Origin of the sequence: Streptomyces sp. NA02950 (assembly GCF_013364155.1) — a bacterium.
In the GTDB taxonomy this organism is placed as follows: domain Bacteria; phylum Actinomycetota; class Actinomycetes; order Streptomycetales; family Streptomycetaceae; genus Streptomyces.
The window spans coordinates 9273313-9288450 of record NZ_CP054916.1; the positions used below are offsets into that span (position 1 = coordinate 9273313).

At 68.3% G+C, this 15138-nt stretch carries 9 protein-coding genes; 5 read left to right on the plus strand and 4 right to left on the minus strand.

Annotation, left to right across the window (positions count from 1 at the left end):
- Positions 1–1158 carry a 4-hydroxyphenylpyruvate dioxygenase gene (gene hppD, locus HUT19_RS39875; RefSeq protein WP_176186020.1) on the minus strand — a complete coding sequence of 386 codons (1158 nt, stop codon included), beginning with the start codon at positions 1156–1158 and terminating at the stop codon, positions 1–3.
- 131 nt (positions 1159–1289) lie between these two features.
- On the opposite strand from hppD, the gene HUT19_RS39880 reads away from it, so the two are divergent.
- The 3 genes from HUT19_RS39880 (at position 1290) to HUT19_RS39890 (ending at position 7819) form a co-directional block, all read left to right on the plus strand.
- A complete protein-coding gene (locus HUT19_RS39880) occupies positions 1290–1856 on the plus strand; it encodes an Lrp/AsnC family transcriptional regulator (protein ID WP_176186022.1) in 567 nt (188 codons plus the stop codon).
- A gap of 1572 nt (positions 1857–3428) precedes the next feature.
- Positions 3429–3812, plus strand: a complete 384-nt coding sequence (locus HUT19_RS39885; RefSeq protein ID WP_176186023.1) for a methyltransferase — start codon at positions 3429–3431, stop codon at positions 3810–3812.
- Between the two features lie 812 nt (positions 3813–4624).
- Complete coding sequence (locus tag HUT19_RS39890; RefSeq protein WP_176187897.1) at positions 4625–7819, plus strand: BTAD domain-containing putative transcriptional regulator; 3195 nt, start codon at positions 4625–4627, stop codon at positions 7817–7819.
- A 368-nt stretch (positions 7820–8187) separates the two neighbouring features.
- Here the strand turns inward: HUT19_RS39890 and HUT19_RS39895 are convergent, their stop codons facing one another.
- From HUT19_RS39895 to HUT19_RS39905, 3 genes are all read right to left on the minus strand, one after another.
- Positions 8188–8754 carry a flavin reductase family protein gene (locus tag HUT19_RS39895; RefSeq protein ID WP_176186025.1) on the minus strand — a complete coding sequence of 189 codons (567 nt, stop codon included), beginning with the start codon at positions 8752–8754 and terminating at the stop codon, positions 8188–8190.
- A 1154-nt stretch (positions 8755–9908) separates the two neighbouring features.
- On the minus strand, positions 9909–10358 hold the full coding sequence (locus HUT19_RS39900; RefSeq protein ID WP_254886072.1) for a nuclear transport factor 2 family protein: 450 nt from the start codon (positions 10356–10358) through the stop codon (positions 9909–9911).
- 160 nt (positions 10359–10518) lie between these two features.
- On the minus strand, positions 10519–11514 hold the full coding sequence (locus HUT19_RS39905; RefSeq protein ID WP_176186029.1) for an aldo/keto reductase: 996 nt from the start codon (positions 11512–11514) through the stop codon (positions 10519–10521).
- A 359-nt stretch (positions 11515–11873) separates the two neighbouring features.
- Between HUT19_RS39905 and HUT19_RS39910 the strand changes: the two genes are divergently transcribed.
- Both HUT19_RS39910 and HUT19_RS39915 read left to right on the plus strand, forming a co-directional pair.
- On the plus strand, positions 11874–13589 hold the full coding sequence (locus tag HUT19_RS39910) for a thiamine pyrophosphate-binding protein (protein WP_176186032.1): 1716 nt from the start codon (positions 11874–11876) through the stop codon (positions 13587–13589).
- Position 13590: 1 nt separating this feature from the next.
- Positions 13591–15114 carry an asparagine synthase-related protein gene (locus HUT19_RS39915; protein WP_176186034.1) on the plus strand — a complete coding sequence of 508 codons (1524 nt, stop codon included), beginning with the start codon at positions 13591–13593 and terminating at the stop codon, positions 15112–15114.
- The last annotated feature ends 24 nt before the right edge of the window (positions 15115–15138 follow it).

The window sequence follows — 15138 nt, forward strand, 5'->3', positions numbered from 1 at the left end:
TCACAGGTTCCCGCGTCGGGCCTGCTCGCGCTCGATGGCTTCGAAGAGAGCCTTGAAGTTGCCCTTGCCGAAACCGAGAGAGCCGTGGCGCTCGATGAGTTCGAAGAAGACCGTGGGCCGGTCCTGCAGCGGTTTGGTGAAGATCTGCAGGAGGTAGCCGTCCTCGTCGCGGTCCGCGAGGATCTTCAGTTCCCGCAGAGTGTCGACCGGAACACGGGTGTCACCCACCCACTCGCCGAGCGTGTCGTAGTAGGCATCCGGCGTGTCGAGGAACTCCACGCCCATCTCTCGCATGGCCCGCACGCTGGCCACGATGTCATTCGTGGCCAGCGCCAGGTGCTGCACCCCGGGTCCGCCATAGAACTCCAGGTACTCGTCGATCTGCGACTTCTTCTTGGAGATGGCCGGTTCGTTGATCGGGAACTTGACGCGGTGGTTGCCGCTCGCGACCACCTTCGACATCAGGGCGGAGTACTCGGTGGCGATGTCGTCACCGATGAATTCCTTCATGTTCGTGAAACCCATGACGCGGTTGTAGAAACCGACCCATTCGTCCATGCGTTCCACGTTGCCGACGCAGTGGTCGATGGCTTGGAAGTAGCGCTTCGGGTGGCAGGCCGGCTTGCCGTGGAACAGGGGCTTGGAAGCCGTGAACCCCGGCAGGAACGGGCCGTTGTAACGGCTGCGGTCCACCAGCGTGTGGCGTGTGTCGCCGTAGGTGGCAAGCGCGGCGAGCCGAACGGTGCCATGCCTGTCGCCCATGTCGTACGGATCCGCCAGCACCGTAGCTCCCTGGGCGCGCGCGTATTCCACAGCCTTGTCAACGTCCGGGACCTCGATCGCCAGGTCGACGACGCCGTCTCCGTGAGCAGAGACCGAAGCACCGACCCGGGTGCCTGCATGTACCTCGCCGGTGATGCGGAAGCGAGCCTTTCCGGAGGTCAGCACGTACTCGACAACATCGCGGCTGCCGGTCTCCGGGCCGCGGTAGGCGACGCAGGTCATGCCGAAGGCCGAAGAGTAGTAGTGCGCGGCCTGCTTGGCGTTGCCGACGTAGAAGCGCACATGGTCCATGCCGATGACCGGAAACGGGTCGGCTGCATCGTCGTGCTCGACCGCGCCGATCAGGTCGTCGTCGTTTTGCAGGGACTGAGTCATGAGGCCTTGATCCCTTCATCTGCCCTGATTGGTTGGTGCGCAGCAGTAGAAGCACTAGCATCATGATCTGACAAGCTCCGTCACATGAGCTATGCAATCTGCCTAGCTCAACTAAGATCAGGGGTCTTCAGATGGCAGAAGCGCCTAGGAAGCTGGATCAGCTCGACGTCTTGCTCATCAAGGCACTCGCGGAAAACCCGCGCACAGGCTTCCTTGAGCTCTCCCGGGTCACGGGGGTCTCCCGGGCCACCGTGCAATCGCGGGTGCAGCGCCTTGAGGCATCTGGGGTGATCACCGGGCATGGCCCGAACATCGACCTGCCCGCGGCCGGCTATCCCGTCCTCGCCTTCGTCAGTCTTCAGATCGCCCAGGGCGACCTGGCGCAGATCGCCACGGAACTCGCGCGCATCCCCGACGTGCTCGAGGCCTACGGCACTACCGGTGCAAGCGACGTGCTGTGCCGGGTTGCTGCGACCTCGCACGAGGGGCTCCAACGCACCCTGCTGCGCATCAACGAGATTCCGGCGGTCGTGCGGTCCACCAGCGTGATGGCCCTGTCCGAGGTCGTAGCTCCCCGATACCTGTCCCTCCTCGAGGCTGTGCAACGACCACGGCCGACCCGTGTCCCGAAATCGTCTCTTGACGCTCCCGGAAATCGGAGCAATGATGAGCGTGAAGGACGATATTCGGATACATGAGGCCGATATGGGGGGTCGGTCAGCATTGGAGAACGGGTGAGGAAAGTGGAAGATCGAAGCATTGCACGCTGGACGCCTGCTCCGTCCGTCGAGCCCCTGGCGCGCTGGATCGTCACCGTTCCTACGCTGCAGAACTGCTCTTCAGAGCATGTGTGTGGCACCCAGACATGGATCCTGTCGGCCAGCCAGCGAGGCGACGCCGTCCGTCAGGCGCTCTCACACGCGGCCACACCCGAGGCCATCCGCCATCGAAGGGGAGCGGCCATCGACCGTACGGCGATCATGGTGAACCGATGGCAGGGCAATGTGCTGGGAGTTTACTGATCTTGTGGCTGTGTGGTCGTCGGTCCTTGAGGGCGAGGAATGATCACAACGACGGCAAAGTCGTCAGTAGCTTCCAGGTATGCACTGGCGTGCAGGCCCCGACGAGCAAGAGCCAAGGCGAGCGAGCCGCCGAGCTGCGAGATGCCGTACGGGGGCTACGGGGGCTACGGGGGCTACGGGGGATCCGCTGTGTGACCAACATTGGCGCGCCGGATCCGGTGGCGGTGCCAGCCGAAGGGGAACGCCGACAGCACGCCGCGGGTGGTCGGCCTCTTGCTGGAAGCCGTGGGAATCCCGCCGTCGGCCCGTCGGCCATCGGTGAGGCCGGTGAGCGCGAGAGCGTCGGACTACCGTGCGCCCGGGGGGCTCGGCCGGTCAGATAGAGGGGCAGCGTGCTGGGACCGCCGGGGGAGCGGGGCGCGTGTTCTCTGCGAGTTAGCTCTGAGCGCGCTCACCGCATGATCGGTACATCGGTTTCAGCTTCTGTCTCCACTGTGGCCGAGACAGTCCCCACTACGAGAGTGCGAGGAGAATCATGTCTCTCCCGAGCGAATCGACTGTGGACTCCGAGACGGCTGAGGCCCGGGCAGGCGACACTCGGGAAGTGTCGTTGTTCTGGGAGCGGCATCTGCCGGACGAGGTGGTCTTCCGCCCTGAGGAAGGAACGGTTCGTGCCTCGTCACCGGACGCTTGGCTGACCGTTCCGCTCCCCGCCCAGTGCGCCTCGGAGCGAGCGGACACCGCCTCTGCGGGTGTGCCGGTCCTGACGCTGTGGGTTTCCGAGGTATGGGAGGTGTACGGTGAGGCGGCGGCCGGTGTTCGTCTTCTGCCCCTCCCTCTGATCGCCTCAAGAAGGTTCCGCGCAGTCGGACCGTACGGAACGACTGTGGAGTTCGCCGAAATGAGGCCCGAGACCTTGGTCTCGCGTCTTCTCGCCAAGACCGACACAGTCACTCCCTGGGCGATCCGGGCCGCGGTGACGCCGCGACTGCCGGACCTGCTGGCGGACCGGTCGCTGTCCGCGGCGGACGCGGCGGACCGCACGGGGACCGAACCGGATGCGCTTCACCGTCTGCTGCCGTTGCTGGCCAGGCACGGGATCCTCACCGAGGCGGCCGACGGCAGGTTCCGCGGCACCGCACTCTCCGGTGCGCTACGGGAAGACCATGCTCGGGCCTGGTCTCGTCCCTGGACCCCGGCAGAGCTCAGGCGCGTATCGACGAGCTCTCGCGGGGCGTCATCCACTCGATGCGCACGGGAAAGCCTGTCTACGAGCACCTTTTCGGGCTCCCGCTGTGGGAGGACTTTGCCGCGGAGCCCGGGCTGTCGGAGTCCTTCCAGGAGTGGATGAGCCGCAAGACGACGCTGCTGGCCCCCTCCTTCACCGATGGCTACGACTGGAGCGGGGTACGGCATGTGATGGACCTGGGCGGCGGATGTGGCACCCTGTTGGCCGCACTCCTGGACAGCGCTCCTTTCCTGCGGGGCACCTTGCTGGAACTGCCCGAGACGGCGGTCGGCGCGTTCGGTGAACTTTCGGCCACCAGCGCGGCGAACCGGATCTCCGTGGTCGGCGGCAGCTTCTTCGATCCCCTTCCGACGGGCGCCGAACTCATGCTCTTCGGCGGCTAGGAAGGTTGTCTGACGGAGTACGACCAACTGGCCGCAGCAGCGGGGCTGGCCATCACCTCCGTCTCACCTGCGTCGTCCGGTGTCTTTCATCATGGAGTGTCGAGAGGCGGCCGGGAACCGCCACACCAATTGACCGGCGACGGACGAAGCCACTGTGGGCTCGCTCGTATCACGTACGGAGGTCTGTGTCTCCCGTCGCCAGTTCACCTCGAAATGCGTGACCAGAAGTCACCCCGACAAGATCGCTGACCAGATCCTTCTCCGCGGTGCTGCGGTGGATCGACACCGATCCAGAGCCGTTCGACCTCAGCACCTACCTCGACCTGCTGCTCGAGCTCGTCCTGCGAGTCTGGCCTCTCCCTGCAAGGGCCGATGACCGTCGACCGGGGCCACGCTCCAGGCCACGGCGGGGGAGACCGGCCCGGATGGCAGCCAACCTCAAACCCCGAAACCGAGAGAGGTTGCCGACCGGAGCGCTGTCCGGCGGCACTTCGGTAGGCCGCAGCGTGCGAGGCGGACCGCCGGGGCATCCGGATCCCCTCTCGTCCGCCATGCCTCCGTCGTGCGATTCCCTAATCTTCTGGCGACTGCCGGGCTGGCTGACACTGCTTGGGAGGCTCCTCTGCCGCGCACAAGGCCGAGATCCTCGCCCTGCGCCACGGATGTGGTGATCGGGAGCAAGTGGGTTACACCTCTTGGCGCATTCTCCTCTTGCTCCTGCTCGGAGTCCCGGTCTCGGAAATCACTGAGGGTTTTCCGACAGCAGCCTCTGTATCTACCGATCTTCATACAATCTCCAGTTGGGATACGCGATGAAAGATGATGTACGTTCCCCTGGGCTTCGATTCGAAATCCTTGGCCCCTTGAGTGTGAGTTCCGATGTAACGAAGGTGGACCTCGGTGCGCCGAGGCAGCGCGCTCTGCTCGCCCTGCTGTTAATCCACGTGGGCAGCGTGGTATCTCTGCCCGTGATCATCAACGCGATCTGGGGATCCAACCCACCGAGCAAGGTCACGGGGACGCTGCAGGCTTACGTTTCCCGGCTGAGGAAGCTGCTCCACGAGCATGATCGCTCCATCCGACTCGTCCACCATCTCCAGGGATATCTGCTCGAAGCCGATGCGCAGCTGGTCGACGCCGCGGTCTTCGAGGCCAAGGCCAGGGACTGCCGGGAATTGCTTAAGTCCGGAGATCTCGAAGTCGCTCGCTCGACAGCTTGGTCCGCGCTGGAGCTGTGGAAGGGCACTCCCATGGGCGAGTTGTACGGTTATGACTTCGCGGTGGCGGAAGCGGACCGCCTGGAACATCTCCGATTACGGGTACTGGAAGTGTGGGCCCAGGCGTGTCTCGAACTGCACGCCTATGGGGAAGTGACTCTCCGGCTCGGCGAGGAGCTTTGCCGCAACCCCGGATTGGAGCGGTTGGGTGGCCAGTTGATGGTGGCTCAGTACCACTCCGGTCAGTCGGCGGACGCTCTCTTGACGTATGAACGGATGCGCAATGCAGTGGCGGAGGACCTGGGGGCCGATCTCAGCCGGGAATTGCAAGCTCTGCACGGGAAGATTTTGCGTCAGGAACTAGAGGCATCACCGGTCTCGGAGTCGGCAGGCCGGACCGCGCCCGCGCCGGGATCCGCCCCGGTACCTGCGCCGCCGGAATCGAAGAAACCGGCGCCGTCCGTGTCCCCACAGCCGGGTGACCGGCTCATCGGCCGTCAAGCGGAGATGCAGCGGCTGGAGAGACTGTTGGCGGGCGCCCGAAGCGGTCGTGGCCATCTACTGCTGGTCTGCGGCGAGCAGGGAATCGGAAAGACGCGGCTGTTGCAGCACTCGGAGCGTTGTCTTGCCGCCAGCGGGTTCCGGACGGTGCGCTCACAGTGCATCGGGGCCCTGTCGGCTCCGGGCTACTGGACCTGGGACCACGTCGTGAGACAGCTGGAGGTGGCGAGCGACGCGAGCATGGCTGTCGCCGCGGACCTCGTCGCCCATGAGGACTGGCTGCCCGAGCAGCACCTCACCCACCAGATGCGGATCGTCCAGGCCGTGCTCTCCGCCGCGGAGCGGACACCGGCAGTGCTTCTGCTAGAGGACCTACATCTCGCCCCCGTGCCCGCACTGGAAGTGCTCCAACTGCTGGTCAAGCAGATCATCCGTGCCCGGGTCATGATATTGGCCACCCTGCGCGACCACGAACTGGCGAAGAACCCAGCGGTACGACGCGCCGTGGGCCGTATCCTTCAGGAAAGCAGTAGCAGCCTCCTCCGACTGGAGGGGCTCGCCGAAGAAGAGAGTCACGAGTTGATCGCCTCGGCCTCGGGAGCGGCGCCCTCGCCCAACGAAGCCCTGCGGCTCCAGCGCGCCTCCGGCGGCAACCCATTCCTCCTTCTCAGCATGGTCTCCGCGCAGACAACCGGAAAGCGGCTGCAGAGGTCATCTGTCCCCCTCGAACTACGCGAGATGCTGCATGGGCGACTGAGCGAATGCTCCCCGGGCACGCTCGACGTGCTCACCCTCTGCGCCGTGATAGGCATGAGCGTGCACCGTCCCCTGCTCGCGGACCTCCTGTCCACTCTTGAACTGCCGCACACACTGATCGACGACGCGGTACAGACCGGCCTGCTGCGCCACGACCGGACCGCCGACGGCCGGCTCTCCTTCGTGCATGGGCTGACGCGTGACTTCCTGCTCGACGATACGCAGCCGGTCACCCTCGCCCGGTGGCACCAGCACGTTGCCACCACCCTGGCCCTGCGGTTCCAGCCGGGTGACGATGCCGCTGAGATCCGCCGCCACTGCCTGGCAGCCGCCCGGCTCCTGGGTGCCCGCATGGGCGTGCGTCCTTTACTGACTCTGGCCGACCGGGAGCAGGCCCGCTTCGCCCATGCGGCCGCACTGCACTGGCTGGAAGGCGCGGCGTCGGTCGTTGCGGCGCTGCCCGGGGACCAGCAGACCTCTGCCCTGAAACTGCAGCTGCGCAAGCGGATGATACGGCTGCATGCCCTGATCGAGGGCTACGGCTCGGACCGGGTCGAGAAGATCCTCTGGCACGCTCAACAGCTGGAGCGCACCTTTGATCGCACACAGCCCACCGGACTGCTGCACATCCAGGCGATGAGCGCGATCACTGCGGGTCAGTACTCGCAGGCAGCGGAAATCGCCGTCCTGCTCTACGAGTTGGCCGACCACGGCGGCGGCCGGGCGGCCCGATCGGCGGCCTGTTACGTGGAGGGGGTCACCCTGTATGTGAGCGGCCGTCCGGACGAGGCGCTCGGCGCGCTGACACAGGGTGTCGAAATCATCGACTCCCTCTTGGACGCGTCCTGCGCGCCAACGCGGCTGAGCGCGCTGCTGAGGGACCAGCGCATTGACTACCGGGCCTACCTGGCGCTCAGCCACTGTCTCCGCGGCGATGAGATCCAGACCCAGCGCTACCGGTCGCAACTCCTTCACCTCACCCGGTCCGACCGCTATATCCGGCCCTGGGACCGGGCTTTCGCCCGGTATGTGGATGCCCTCATCGCCATCACCGAGGACGACGTACAGCGTGCCTGGCTGGCAGGCAGGGCGGGCCGGGACCTCGCCGTCCGCTGCCGGCTCCCTTTCTGGCACCGCATGCTCGCCGTCCCGCTCGGGTGGGCCGAGGTGCATCAGGGGATGCACGAGAGGGGGCTGGCCCGGATGCGGAAGGCGCTGCACGACTCGGCCCGGCACCGGACCCTGCTGCGCCGCACCCTTCACCTCGGGTTGCTCGCCGACGCTCTGCACCGTATGGGTGCCCACGACGAGGCACGGCGTACGATCACCTCCGCCGCTGAGGAAATCGAGGAGCGGGACGAATACTTCTGTTTCCTTCCCCAGTGGCCGTTCGCCCGACTGCTCGGTGAGTCCGACACCGGCAGCACGGCAGCGCACCAAGTCGATCACGAACGTCGTTTGATAGGTATGAGTAGGGTCGGGGACGGGCGCGGTGGCTTCTGCTCCGTTTCCAGCCCCCGCCGCTTCAAGTGAAGTGGGCCGCCGACGAGGTGCCGGTGGCGCGGGAGCCAGGGGCCGCGGGCCTGCAGGCGGGGGTGCATCCGGTCCCGGGCGAGGACGTCGGCCCAGCCGTAGCGGATGGTGTCGCAGGTAGTGGCGGCGTCGGGCGTATGCCCCGTTTCAGGCTTGGCGAAGGTGAGGACACCGCCATGCTTGCGGGGCTGCCCGCCGCGCGGGGTGGAGCGGCGCCGTCCGGCGTCGCGGAGCATGACCCCGGTCCGAGCGCAAGCCGGCCGACCAGCCCAACGGGCAGGCCGATGCCGCTCCGCTGTCCGGCAGGCCCGCGGACCGCTGGTGGAAGCAAGGTGTGCATCGGCAAACCACTGGACCGGCGGCAGAGGTCAGACCGGCCGGGCGGGTTGTCCGGACCGGGCAGCGTCGCTCCCCTCAGCGAAGTGCCCGTAGTCACCGCGCAGAAACACCAGGGGTGGACCGGGCCGCTGGACCCCGAGGTCGTGGACCGCGCCGGTGACGAACCAGTGGTCGCCCGCCGCCACCTCGCCCGCCACTTCGCAGTCGAACCAGACGAGCGCGTCGAGCAGGACGGGGGAGCCAGTGGCGGTCTCCTGATGGGGCACCTCCCAGCGGTGGGGATCTATGGTGGCGAAGCTGCGGCAGACCTGCTCCTGGTCCGCTCCCAGCACATTGACGCAGAAACGGCCGGCCGCCCGGATTCGCGGCCAGGTGGTCGAGGACTGCGAGGGAAGGAAGCCCACCAGCGCAGGGTGCAGCGACACCGAGGTGAAGGTGCCCACCACCATCGCGGGTGGGGGCTGCTCCGGTGCCGGACGCGGCCCGGTGACGAGGACCACCCCGGTGGGGTAATGGCCGGCCACCCAGCGCAACCGCCCGGCAGCCACGGACTCCTGGCCGCACTGCACGGAACTGCCCTGCACGGAACGGGACATACGGTCTCCTTTGCTCCGGTAAGGAGAGGTGCCGTAGGACTTGGCCGCGGCACCTTCCCGACCCGCTGAGCCGACGGCCAACGGGCGGGCTGCTCGGCGTAAGCCACGCCCGAGGAAGGCCCGGACCAGCTCGGCGACGTCCGTGGCGACCTTGCCGGAGCCGCGTCGCGCCGCAGTGGTCGGGCCAGCAACTCGGCCACCTGCGCCATGTCGTTCTCCTTCATGCCCAGCTGGTCAGTCCCTGGGTGCCGAGGCTGCAGGCCCGGCCACGTCGAAACCGCGCCCGGCCGGTTCGCCGGCCAGGCGGCGGGCGTGGCGATGACCTGGTGCGCGTAATCAACCTGGTGCGGCAGCAACTCCTCCAGCGTGATCGCCAGGCTGCCGACCGTCGCGGAGTGGGAGCTCGACGCCGGGAAGGGAATCCGTGCCGCCATCTTCTCCGCGCGGGAATTCCTCTTGGTGACCAGGAGTCCGTTCTGCGTGCCGGGCAGCGTCTTATGCGTACTGTCGGAGACGCCGTCGAGGACCAGGGTCTGGGGGCTGCGGGGCTTGCGGACAGCAGACCGAGCAGGTGCGAGGCGTCCAGACAGATGAGCGCGTCGGGCACGGCGGCCCGTAGCGCCCGGGAGTCGGGGAAGCGCAGCGCCGTGGAGGCGTCCAGGTAAACCACGTCGACCGAGTGCTCCGCGATCCGCGCCGCGAGTGCCGTACGCCGGATCTCCAAGCGTTGCCGAGTGGAAGGGGCGGAAGTCCACCTGTAGCCGAAGCCCTGGCAGGTGGTGACGGCAGCGTAGTGGCCGCCGTCGGCGGGGGCTGGCACCATCACCCGGCCGCCGGGTGGGCCCGCCGCAGTGAGCACGGTGTGCATGGAGTGCAGCCCGGACAGGAACCGCACGAAGGCGTGCCGGGCCCCGTAGAACTCCTTGATGAGGTCCACGCAGTGGCCGTAGACGTCCTTGAGCCACGTGACGTCGCCGTAGACCGCCACCGGCGTCTCCGAGTACGGATAGTGGTTGACCGCGTCGGTGGCGAGGTCCGTGGCGAGAGTCGGTTCTCAACCGGAAGAGGTTGAGGCTGGGCCTGCGCTGCGAGGCGGTCGGCACGTTCATCAGTGCTCCTTGGCTGGGGAAAACGGAGGGGAACCGGGGAGCGCGTCACAACCACGGGTAGCGGGCAACGTCCTTGCCCGCGTAGTCGGGGTCCAGGTAGATGAACGCCCGCTGGATGAGGAAGTCCCGTACCTCGAAGACGCCGCACCAGCGCCCGGCGCCCCACTCGGGCACACCCACCCGCCAGGGACCGTCGCGGTGCTCGCCGTGCGTGGTTCCCTCGACGGCGAGCAGATCGGTCCCGGTGGTGATCCAGTTGAAGGACCAGAAGTGGTGCGTGACCGATGTGACTGTGCTCCCGAGACCGCTGAACATCCGGGCGATCTCGGACGTGCCGTGGGCCAGTCCCCATTTCGGGAAGAAGAAGTCGGCGTCCTCGGCGAAGAAGTCGAGCACGGAACTCCCATGCCTGCCGATCCCACCGTTGTCGAAAGCCTTGAGATATGCGGTGATGACGGCCTTGCGCTGCTCGTCCGTCATGACAGCGGGTGCCATGGGCATGAACGACCTCCGGATGTGCCGGGAATCTGCGGGAGGGGGCGCCGCACTCACGGGACGGCGTCGTCGTTGCGGCCGCCCGGCGGACATGCTCCACCGTCGCAGGGCGGTCTTGCCGCGGGCTTGACGTCCCGCTGCGGCCCGGCCTTGCAAGCAGTCAGTTGCCGGTCATGGCGAGCATCGCGGGCGCATAACGCTCCCCGTGGACCGGGACGGCGATCGCCTCCGCCACCGCCGCCCGGGCGGCCTGGTCCAGCTGCACCGAGGCCGCGGCAAGGTTCTCGGTCAGGTGGCCCGGGTCGCTGGTGCCCGGGATGGGGACGACGTCCGGGCCGCGGTGGTGGAGCCAAGCCAGGGCGAGCTGGGCCAGCGTCAGGCCGAGGCCGTCGGCGACCGGGCGCAGCCGGTCCAGCAGCGACTGATTGTGTGCCAGGCCGACGGCGCTGAACCTCGGCTGACTGCGGCGGAAGTCCTCGGCAGCCAGGTCGTCGATGGTGTGGATGCCTCCGGTCAGGAAGCCGCGGCCCAGCGGGGCGTACGCCACGATGCCGATGCCCAGCGCGCGGCTGGCAGGCGCCACCTCGGCCTCGATGTCCCGCGACCACAGGCTCCACTCGCTCTGCACCGCGGTGACCGGGTGCACCGCGTCAGCCCGGCGCAGCGTGCCCGCGGAGGGCTCGGACAGCCCGAAGTACCGGACCTTGCCCTCGCGCACCAGCTCCGCCACCGCGCCCGCAGTCTCCTCCACCGGGACCGCCGGGTCGATCCAGTGTTGGTAGTACAGGTCGATGTGGTCCACGCCAAGGCGGAGCAGTGAGCGTTCACAGGCCCCGCGCACATAGGACGGCTTGCCGCACAGCCCCTGGAACCCGCCGTCGGCGGAGCGCACCATGCCGAACTTGGTGGCGATCACGACCTCGTCGCGGCGTCCCGCTACGGCCTGGCCGAGCAGTTTCTCGCCCGCGCCCAGGCCCTGGACATCGGCGGTGTCCAGCAAGGTGACCCCGGCGTCCAGTGCGGCGCGGATCGTGGCGAGCGACCGGTCCGGCTCCGCACGGCCGTAGAAGTCCGTGGTCGGCAGGCAGCCCAGCCCTTGGGCACTGACGTGCAGATCGCGCAGTGCGCGGACCGGGGGACGCATGGACGCGGGCATGGCGGAACCTCCACTGCAGATGCCGCTGGGGCAAGGGGAAAGGAAGGGCCGACCGCAGAAACGGCCGCGTCGAAAGGGCGGAAAGGGCTGCGGAATCCGGCGGCAGCACGGTAGCCGCCGGCACCCCGTGGCCACAATGCCGTCCCTTTTCAAGCGTTTGATGAAGCGCCGGCGTGCCGCGGCGGCGCCGGAGCCGGCCGCGGCGGATTCCCGCAAGGGAAACGTCCACAACCGTGCAAGCCCCTGTCCGCACAGTGAGCACGGCGCCTTTACCGGCCCGTTCCGTCGGGCGCCGGCCCGTGGCGGCACATCCGCCCCGAGCCGATACGGCCCCCTATCCGTACGCATGAGGAGACGCCATGTCACGTGTGTCCGCCACCCCCGGCAACCACCCGACGACCGCGCACGCCCTGCTTCGGCGGCTGCGGGACCACGGGGTGCAGACCGTGTTCGGGGTGGTCGGCCGGGAGGCCGCGTCCATCCTCTTCGACGAGGTGGAGGGGATCGACTTCGTGCTGACCCGCCACGAGTTCACCGCCGGGGTCGTCGCCGACGTGCTGGCCAGGATCAGCGGCCGGCCGCAGGCGTGCTGGGCCACGCTGGGCCCCGGCATGACGAACCTGTCCACCGGTGTCGCCACCTCGATCCTGGACCGCTCGCCGGTCATCGCGCTCGCCGCCCAGTCCGAGTCGTACGACATCTTCCCCAACGACACCCACCAGTGCCTGGACTCGGTCGCCGTGATGCGTCCGATGACCAAGTACGCGGCGGAGTTGCAGCGCCCCGACGACATCACCGACCTCGTGGACTCCGCGGTCGCGGCCGCAACGACCGAGCCGGTCGGCCCCAGCTTCCTCTCGCTCCCGGTCGATCTGCTCGTCGGAGAGATCGACACCACCCAGGACCGCCCGACCGTGCGCGCCCCCAGAAAGCCGGTCGGCGCGGTCCAGGACGGCTGGCAGACCGCGGCGCAGCAGTCCGCCGATCTGCTCGCGGCGGCCGAGCACCCGGTGCTGGTGGTCGGCGCCGCGGCCATCCGGTCCGGTGCGGTACCGGCCATCCGCGCGCTGGCCGAGCGCCTGAACATCCCGGTGATCACCACCTATATCGCCAAGGGGGTGCTGCCGGCCGGCCACCGGCTCAACTACGGTGCGGTCACCGGCTACATGGACGGCATCCTCTCCTTCCCCGCGCTGGAGACCCTCTTCGGCCCCGCGGACCTGATTCTCACCCTCGGCTACGACTATGCCGAGGATCTGCGACCGTCGATGTGGCAGCGCGGCGGTGCGAAGCAGGCCGTCCGGGTCTCGCCGACGGTCAACCCCATTCCGCGGGTCTACCGGCCCGACGTGGACGTGGTCACCGACGTGCTCGCCTTTGTGGAGCACCTGGACGCCCACACGGCCGAGGTGGTGCCGAAGACCCCGCACGACATCGCACCGCTGCGCAAGCGGATCGTCGAGTTCCTTTCCGACTCCGAGCGCTACACCGACGGGATGCGGGTCCACCAGGTGATCGACTGCATGAACACGGTGATGACCGAGACCGCCGAGCCGGGCGAGGGCACCATCGTCTCCGACATCGGCTTCTTCCGGCACTACGGGGTGCTCTTCGCCCACGCCGACCAGCCGTTCGGCTTCCTCACCTCGGCCGGCTGCTCCAGCTTCGGCTACGGCATCCCCGCCGCGATGGGCGCCCAGCTGGCCCGCCCCGGGCAGCCCACCTTCCTCATCGCAGGCGACGGCGGCTTCCACTCGAACAGCTCGGACCTGGAGACCATCGCCCGGCTCAACCTGCCCATCGTTACGGTGGTGGTCAACAACGACACCAACGGGCTGATCGAGCTGTACCAGAACATCGGCCACCACCGCTCCCATGACCTGGCGGTGAAGTTCACCGGCGTCGACTTCACCGACCTCGCCCGAGCCAACGGGGTGGAGGCGGTGCGGGCGGCCACCCGCCAAGAACTGCTCGCCGCGCTGCGCAAGGGTGCCGGTCTCGGGCGACCGTTCCTCATCGAGGTCCCGGTGAACTACGACTTCCAGGCCGGCGGCTTCGCGGCCCTGAGCATCTGACATGGCCCGGACGCTGCCTTCCGCCACCGGCTTCCTGGCCGCAGTCCAGCAGGACGGTGGCCAGGTCCCGCAGCCGGCCTTCGCTTCGCTCGGCTCCCGCACCGAGGAACGCGAGGAACGGCACGGCCACACGCTGCACACCAGGTTGCTGCATGCCGGGGCGCCGGAAGCCGCCCGGGCATGCGGACCGGGGGCAGCGGTGGTGTTCGCCGGAGAGCTTTACAACCAGGCCGAACTGCGGTCGCTGCTGCCGCGCGGCACCGACCCCGCCGGTGACGCCCAGCTCGTCCTCGCGCTCTTCGACACCTATGACCTGCACGCGTTCCGGCTGCTCAACGGGCGCTTCGCAGCGCTGGTGCACGGCGAGGGGCGGATCGTACTCGCCACCGACCACGTGGGCTCGGTGCCGCTGTACCTGACGGCCGCGCTGGGCCGGGTGCTGGCCGCCACCGAGGCCAAGGCCCTGCGCACCGCCCCCATGGGGCTGCCGCTGCCTGCCGCCCGACCGATCCGCCGGCTTCCCGGGGTCCACCAGGTTCCGGCCGGAACGGTGCTGGAAGTAGTACTCGGCACGGGAACGTGCACCGCCCACCGGACCTGGGCGCCGCCGCACTCCCGCCGGATCACGGCGGAGGACGAGGCGGTGGCGGCCGTCCGCCGGGCCCTGGAGCATGCGGTGCGGGTGCGTCTGGGCCCAGAGGCACCTCTGGTGGTGCTCTCCGGCGGCATCGACTCCGCCAGCGTCGCGGCGCTGGCGGACCGGGCGGCCGGCCCGATCGACACCATCTCGATGGGCACGGACGACGCCGATGAGTTCTCCCAGGCGCGGATCGTCACCGAACACCTCGGCACCACGCACCGGGAACTCATCATCCCCACCGCCGACCTGCTGCGCCGCCTCCCGCACACGGTCTGGGCGGCGGAGTCCCTGGACCCCGACATCATCGAGTACCTGCTCCCGCTGACGGCCCTGTACCTGCGCCTGGACGGCACTGGGCGGCGCATCCTCACCGGCTACGGCGCCGACATCCCCCTGGGCGGTATGCACCGCGAGGACCGGCTGCCCGCCCTGGACACCGCCCTCGCCCACGACATGGAGACCTTCGACGGCCTCAACGAGATGTCTCCGGTGCTCTCCGGCATTGGCGGCCACTGGTCCACCCACCCTTACTGGGACCGCGATGTGCTGGACCTGCTGGTCTCCCTGGAGGCAGGGATGAAGCACCGCTACGGGCAGGACAAGTGGGTGCTGCGGGCCGCCATGGGCGATGTGCTGCCGCAGGAGACCGTGCTCCGCCCCAAGCTCGGGGTGCACGAGGGCTCCGGCACCACCTCGTCGTTCAGCCGGCTGCTCACCGACGCCGGGGTCCCCGACGGGCGGGTGCACCACGCCAAGCGCCTGGTCGTCCAGGAGTTGTTCGACCAGGTGGTGGTGGCCGGGCGGCACCCCGACGAAGTGGCCACCGATGATGCGGTGCAGCTGGTCGTCGACCGGTTGGAGCGCCATGCACAGCCCATCCCGTGACGGACCCGTCACTCAGCGGACACA

What these genes read in the sequence shown, in the direction of transcription:
- HUT19_RS39890 (WP_176187897.1), top strand. Translation starts at nt 4,625, where the DNA reads ATGAAAGATGATGTACGTTCCCCTGGGCTTCGATTCGAAATCCTTGGC.
- HUT19_RS39915 (WP_176186034.1), top strand. Translation starts at nt 13,591, where the DNA reads ATGGCCCGGACGCTGCCTTCCGCCACCGGCTTCCTGGCCGCAGTCCAG.
- HUT19_RS39900 (WP_254886072.1), bottom strand. Translation starts at nt 10,358, where the DNA reads ATGGCACCCGCTGTCATGACGGACGAGCAGCGCAAGGCCGTCATCACC.
- HUT19_RS39885 (WP_176186023.1), top strand. Translation starts at nt 3,429, where the DNA reads ATGCGCACGGGAAAGCCTGTCTACGAGCACCTTTTCGGGCTCCCGCTG.
- HUT19_RS39880 (WP_176186022.1), top strand. Translation starts at nt 1,290, where the DNA reads ATGGCAGAAGCGCCTAGGAAGCTGGATCAGCTCGACGTCTTGCTCATC.
- HUT19_RS39895 (WP_176186025.1), bottom strand. Translation starts at nt 8,754, where the DNA reads ATGTCCCGTTCCGTGCAGGGCAGTTCCGTGCAGTGCGGCCAGGAGTCC.
- HUT19_RS39910 (WP_176186032.1), top strand. Translation starts at nt 11,874, where the DNA reads ATGTCACGTGTGTCCGCCACCCCCGGCAACCACCCGACGACCGCGCAC.
- HUT19_RS39905 (WP_176186029.1), bottom strand. Translation starts at nt 11,514, where the DNA reads ATGCCCGCGTCCATGCGTCCCCCGGTCCGCGCACTGCGCGATCTGCAC.
- hppD (WP_176186020.1), bottom strand. Translation starts at nt 1,158, where the DNA reads ATGACTCAGTCCCTGCAAAACGACGACGACCTGATCGGCGCGGTCGAG.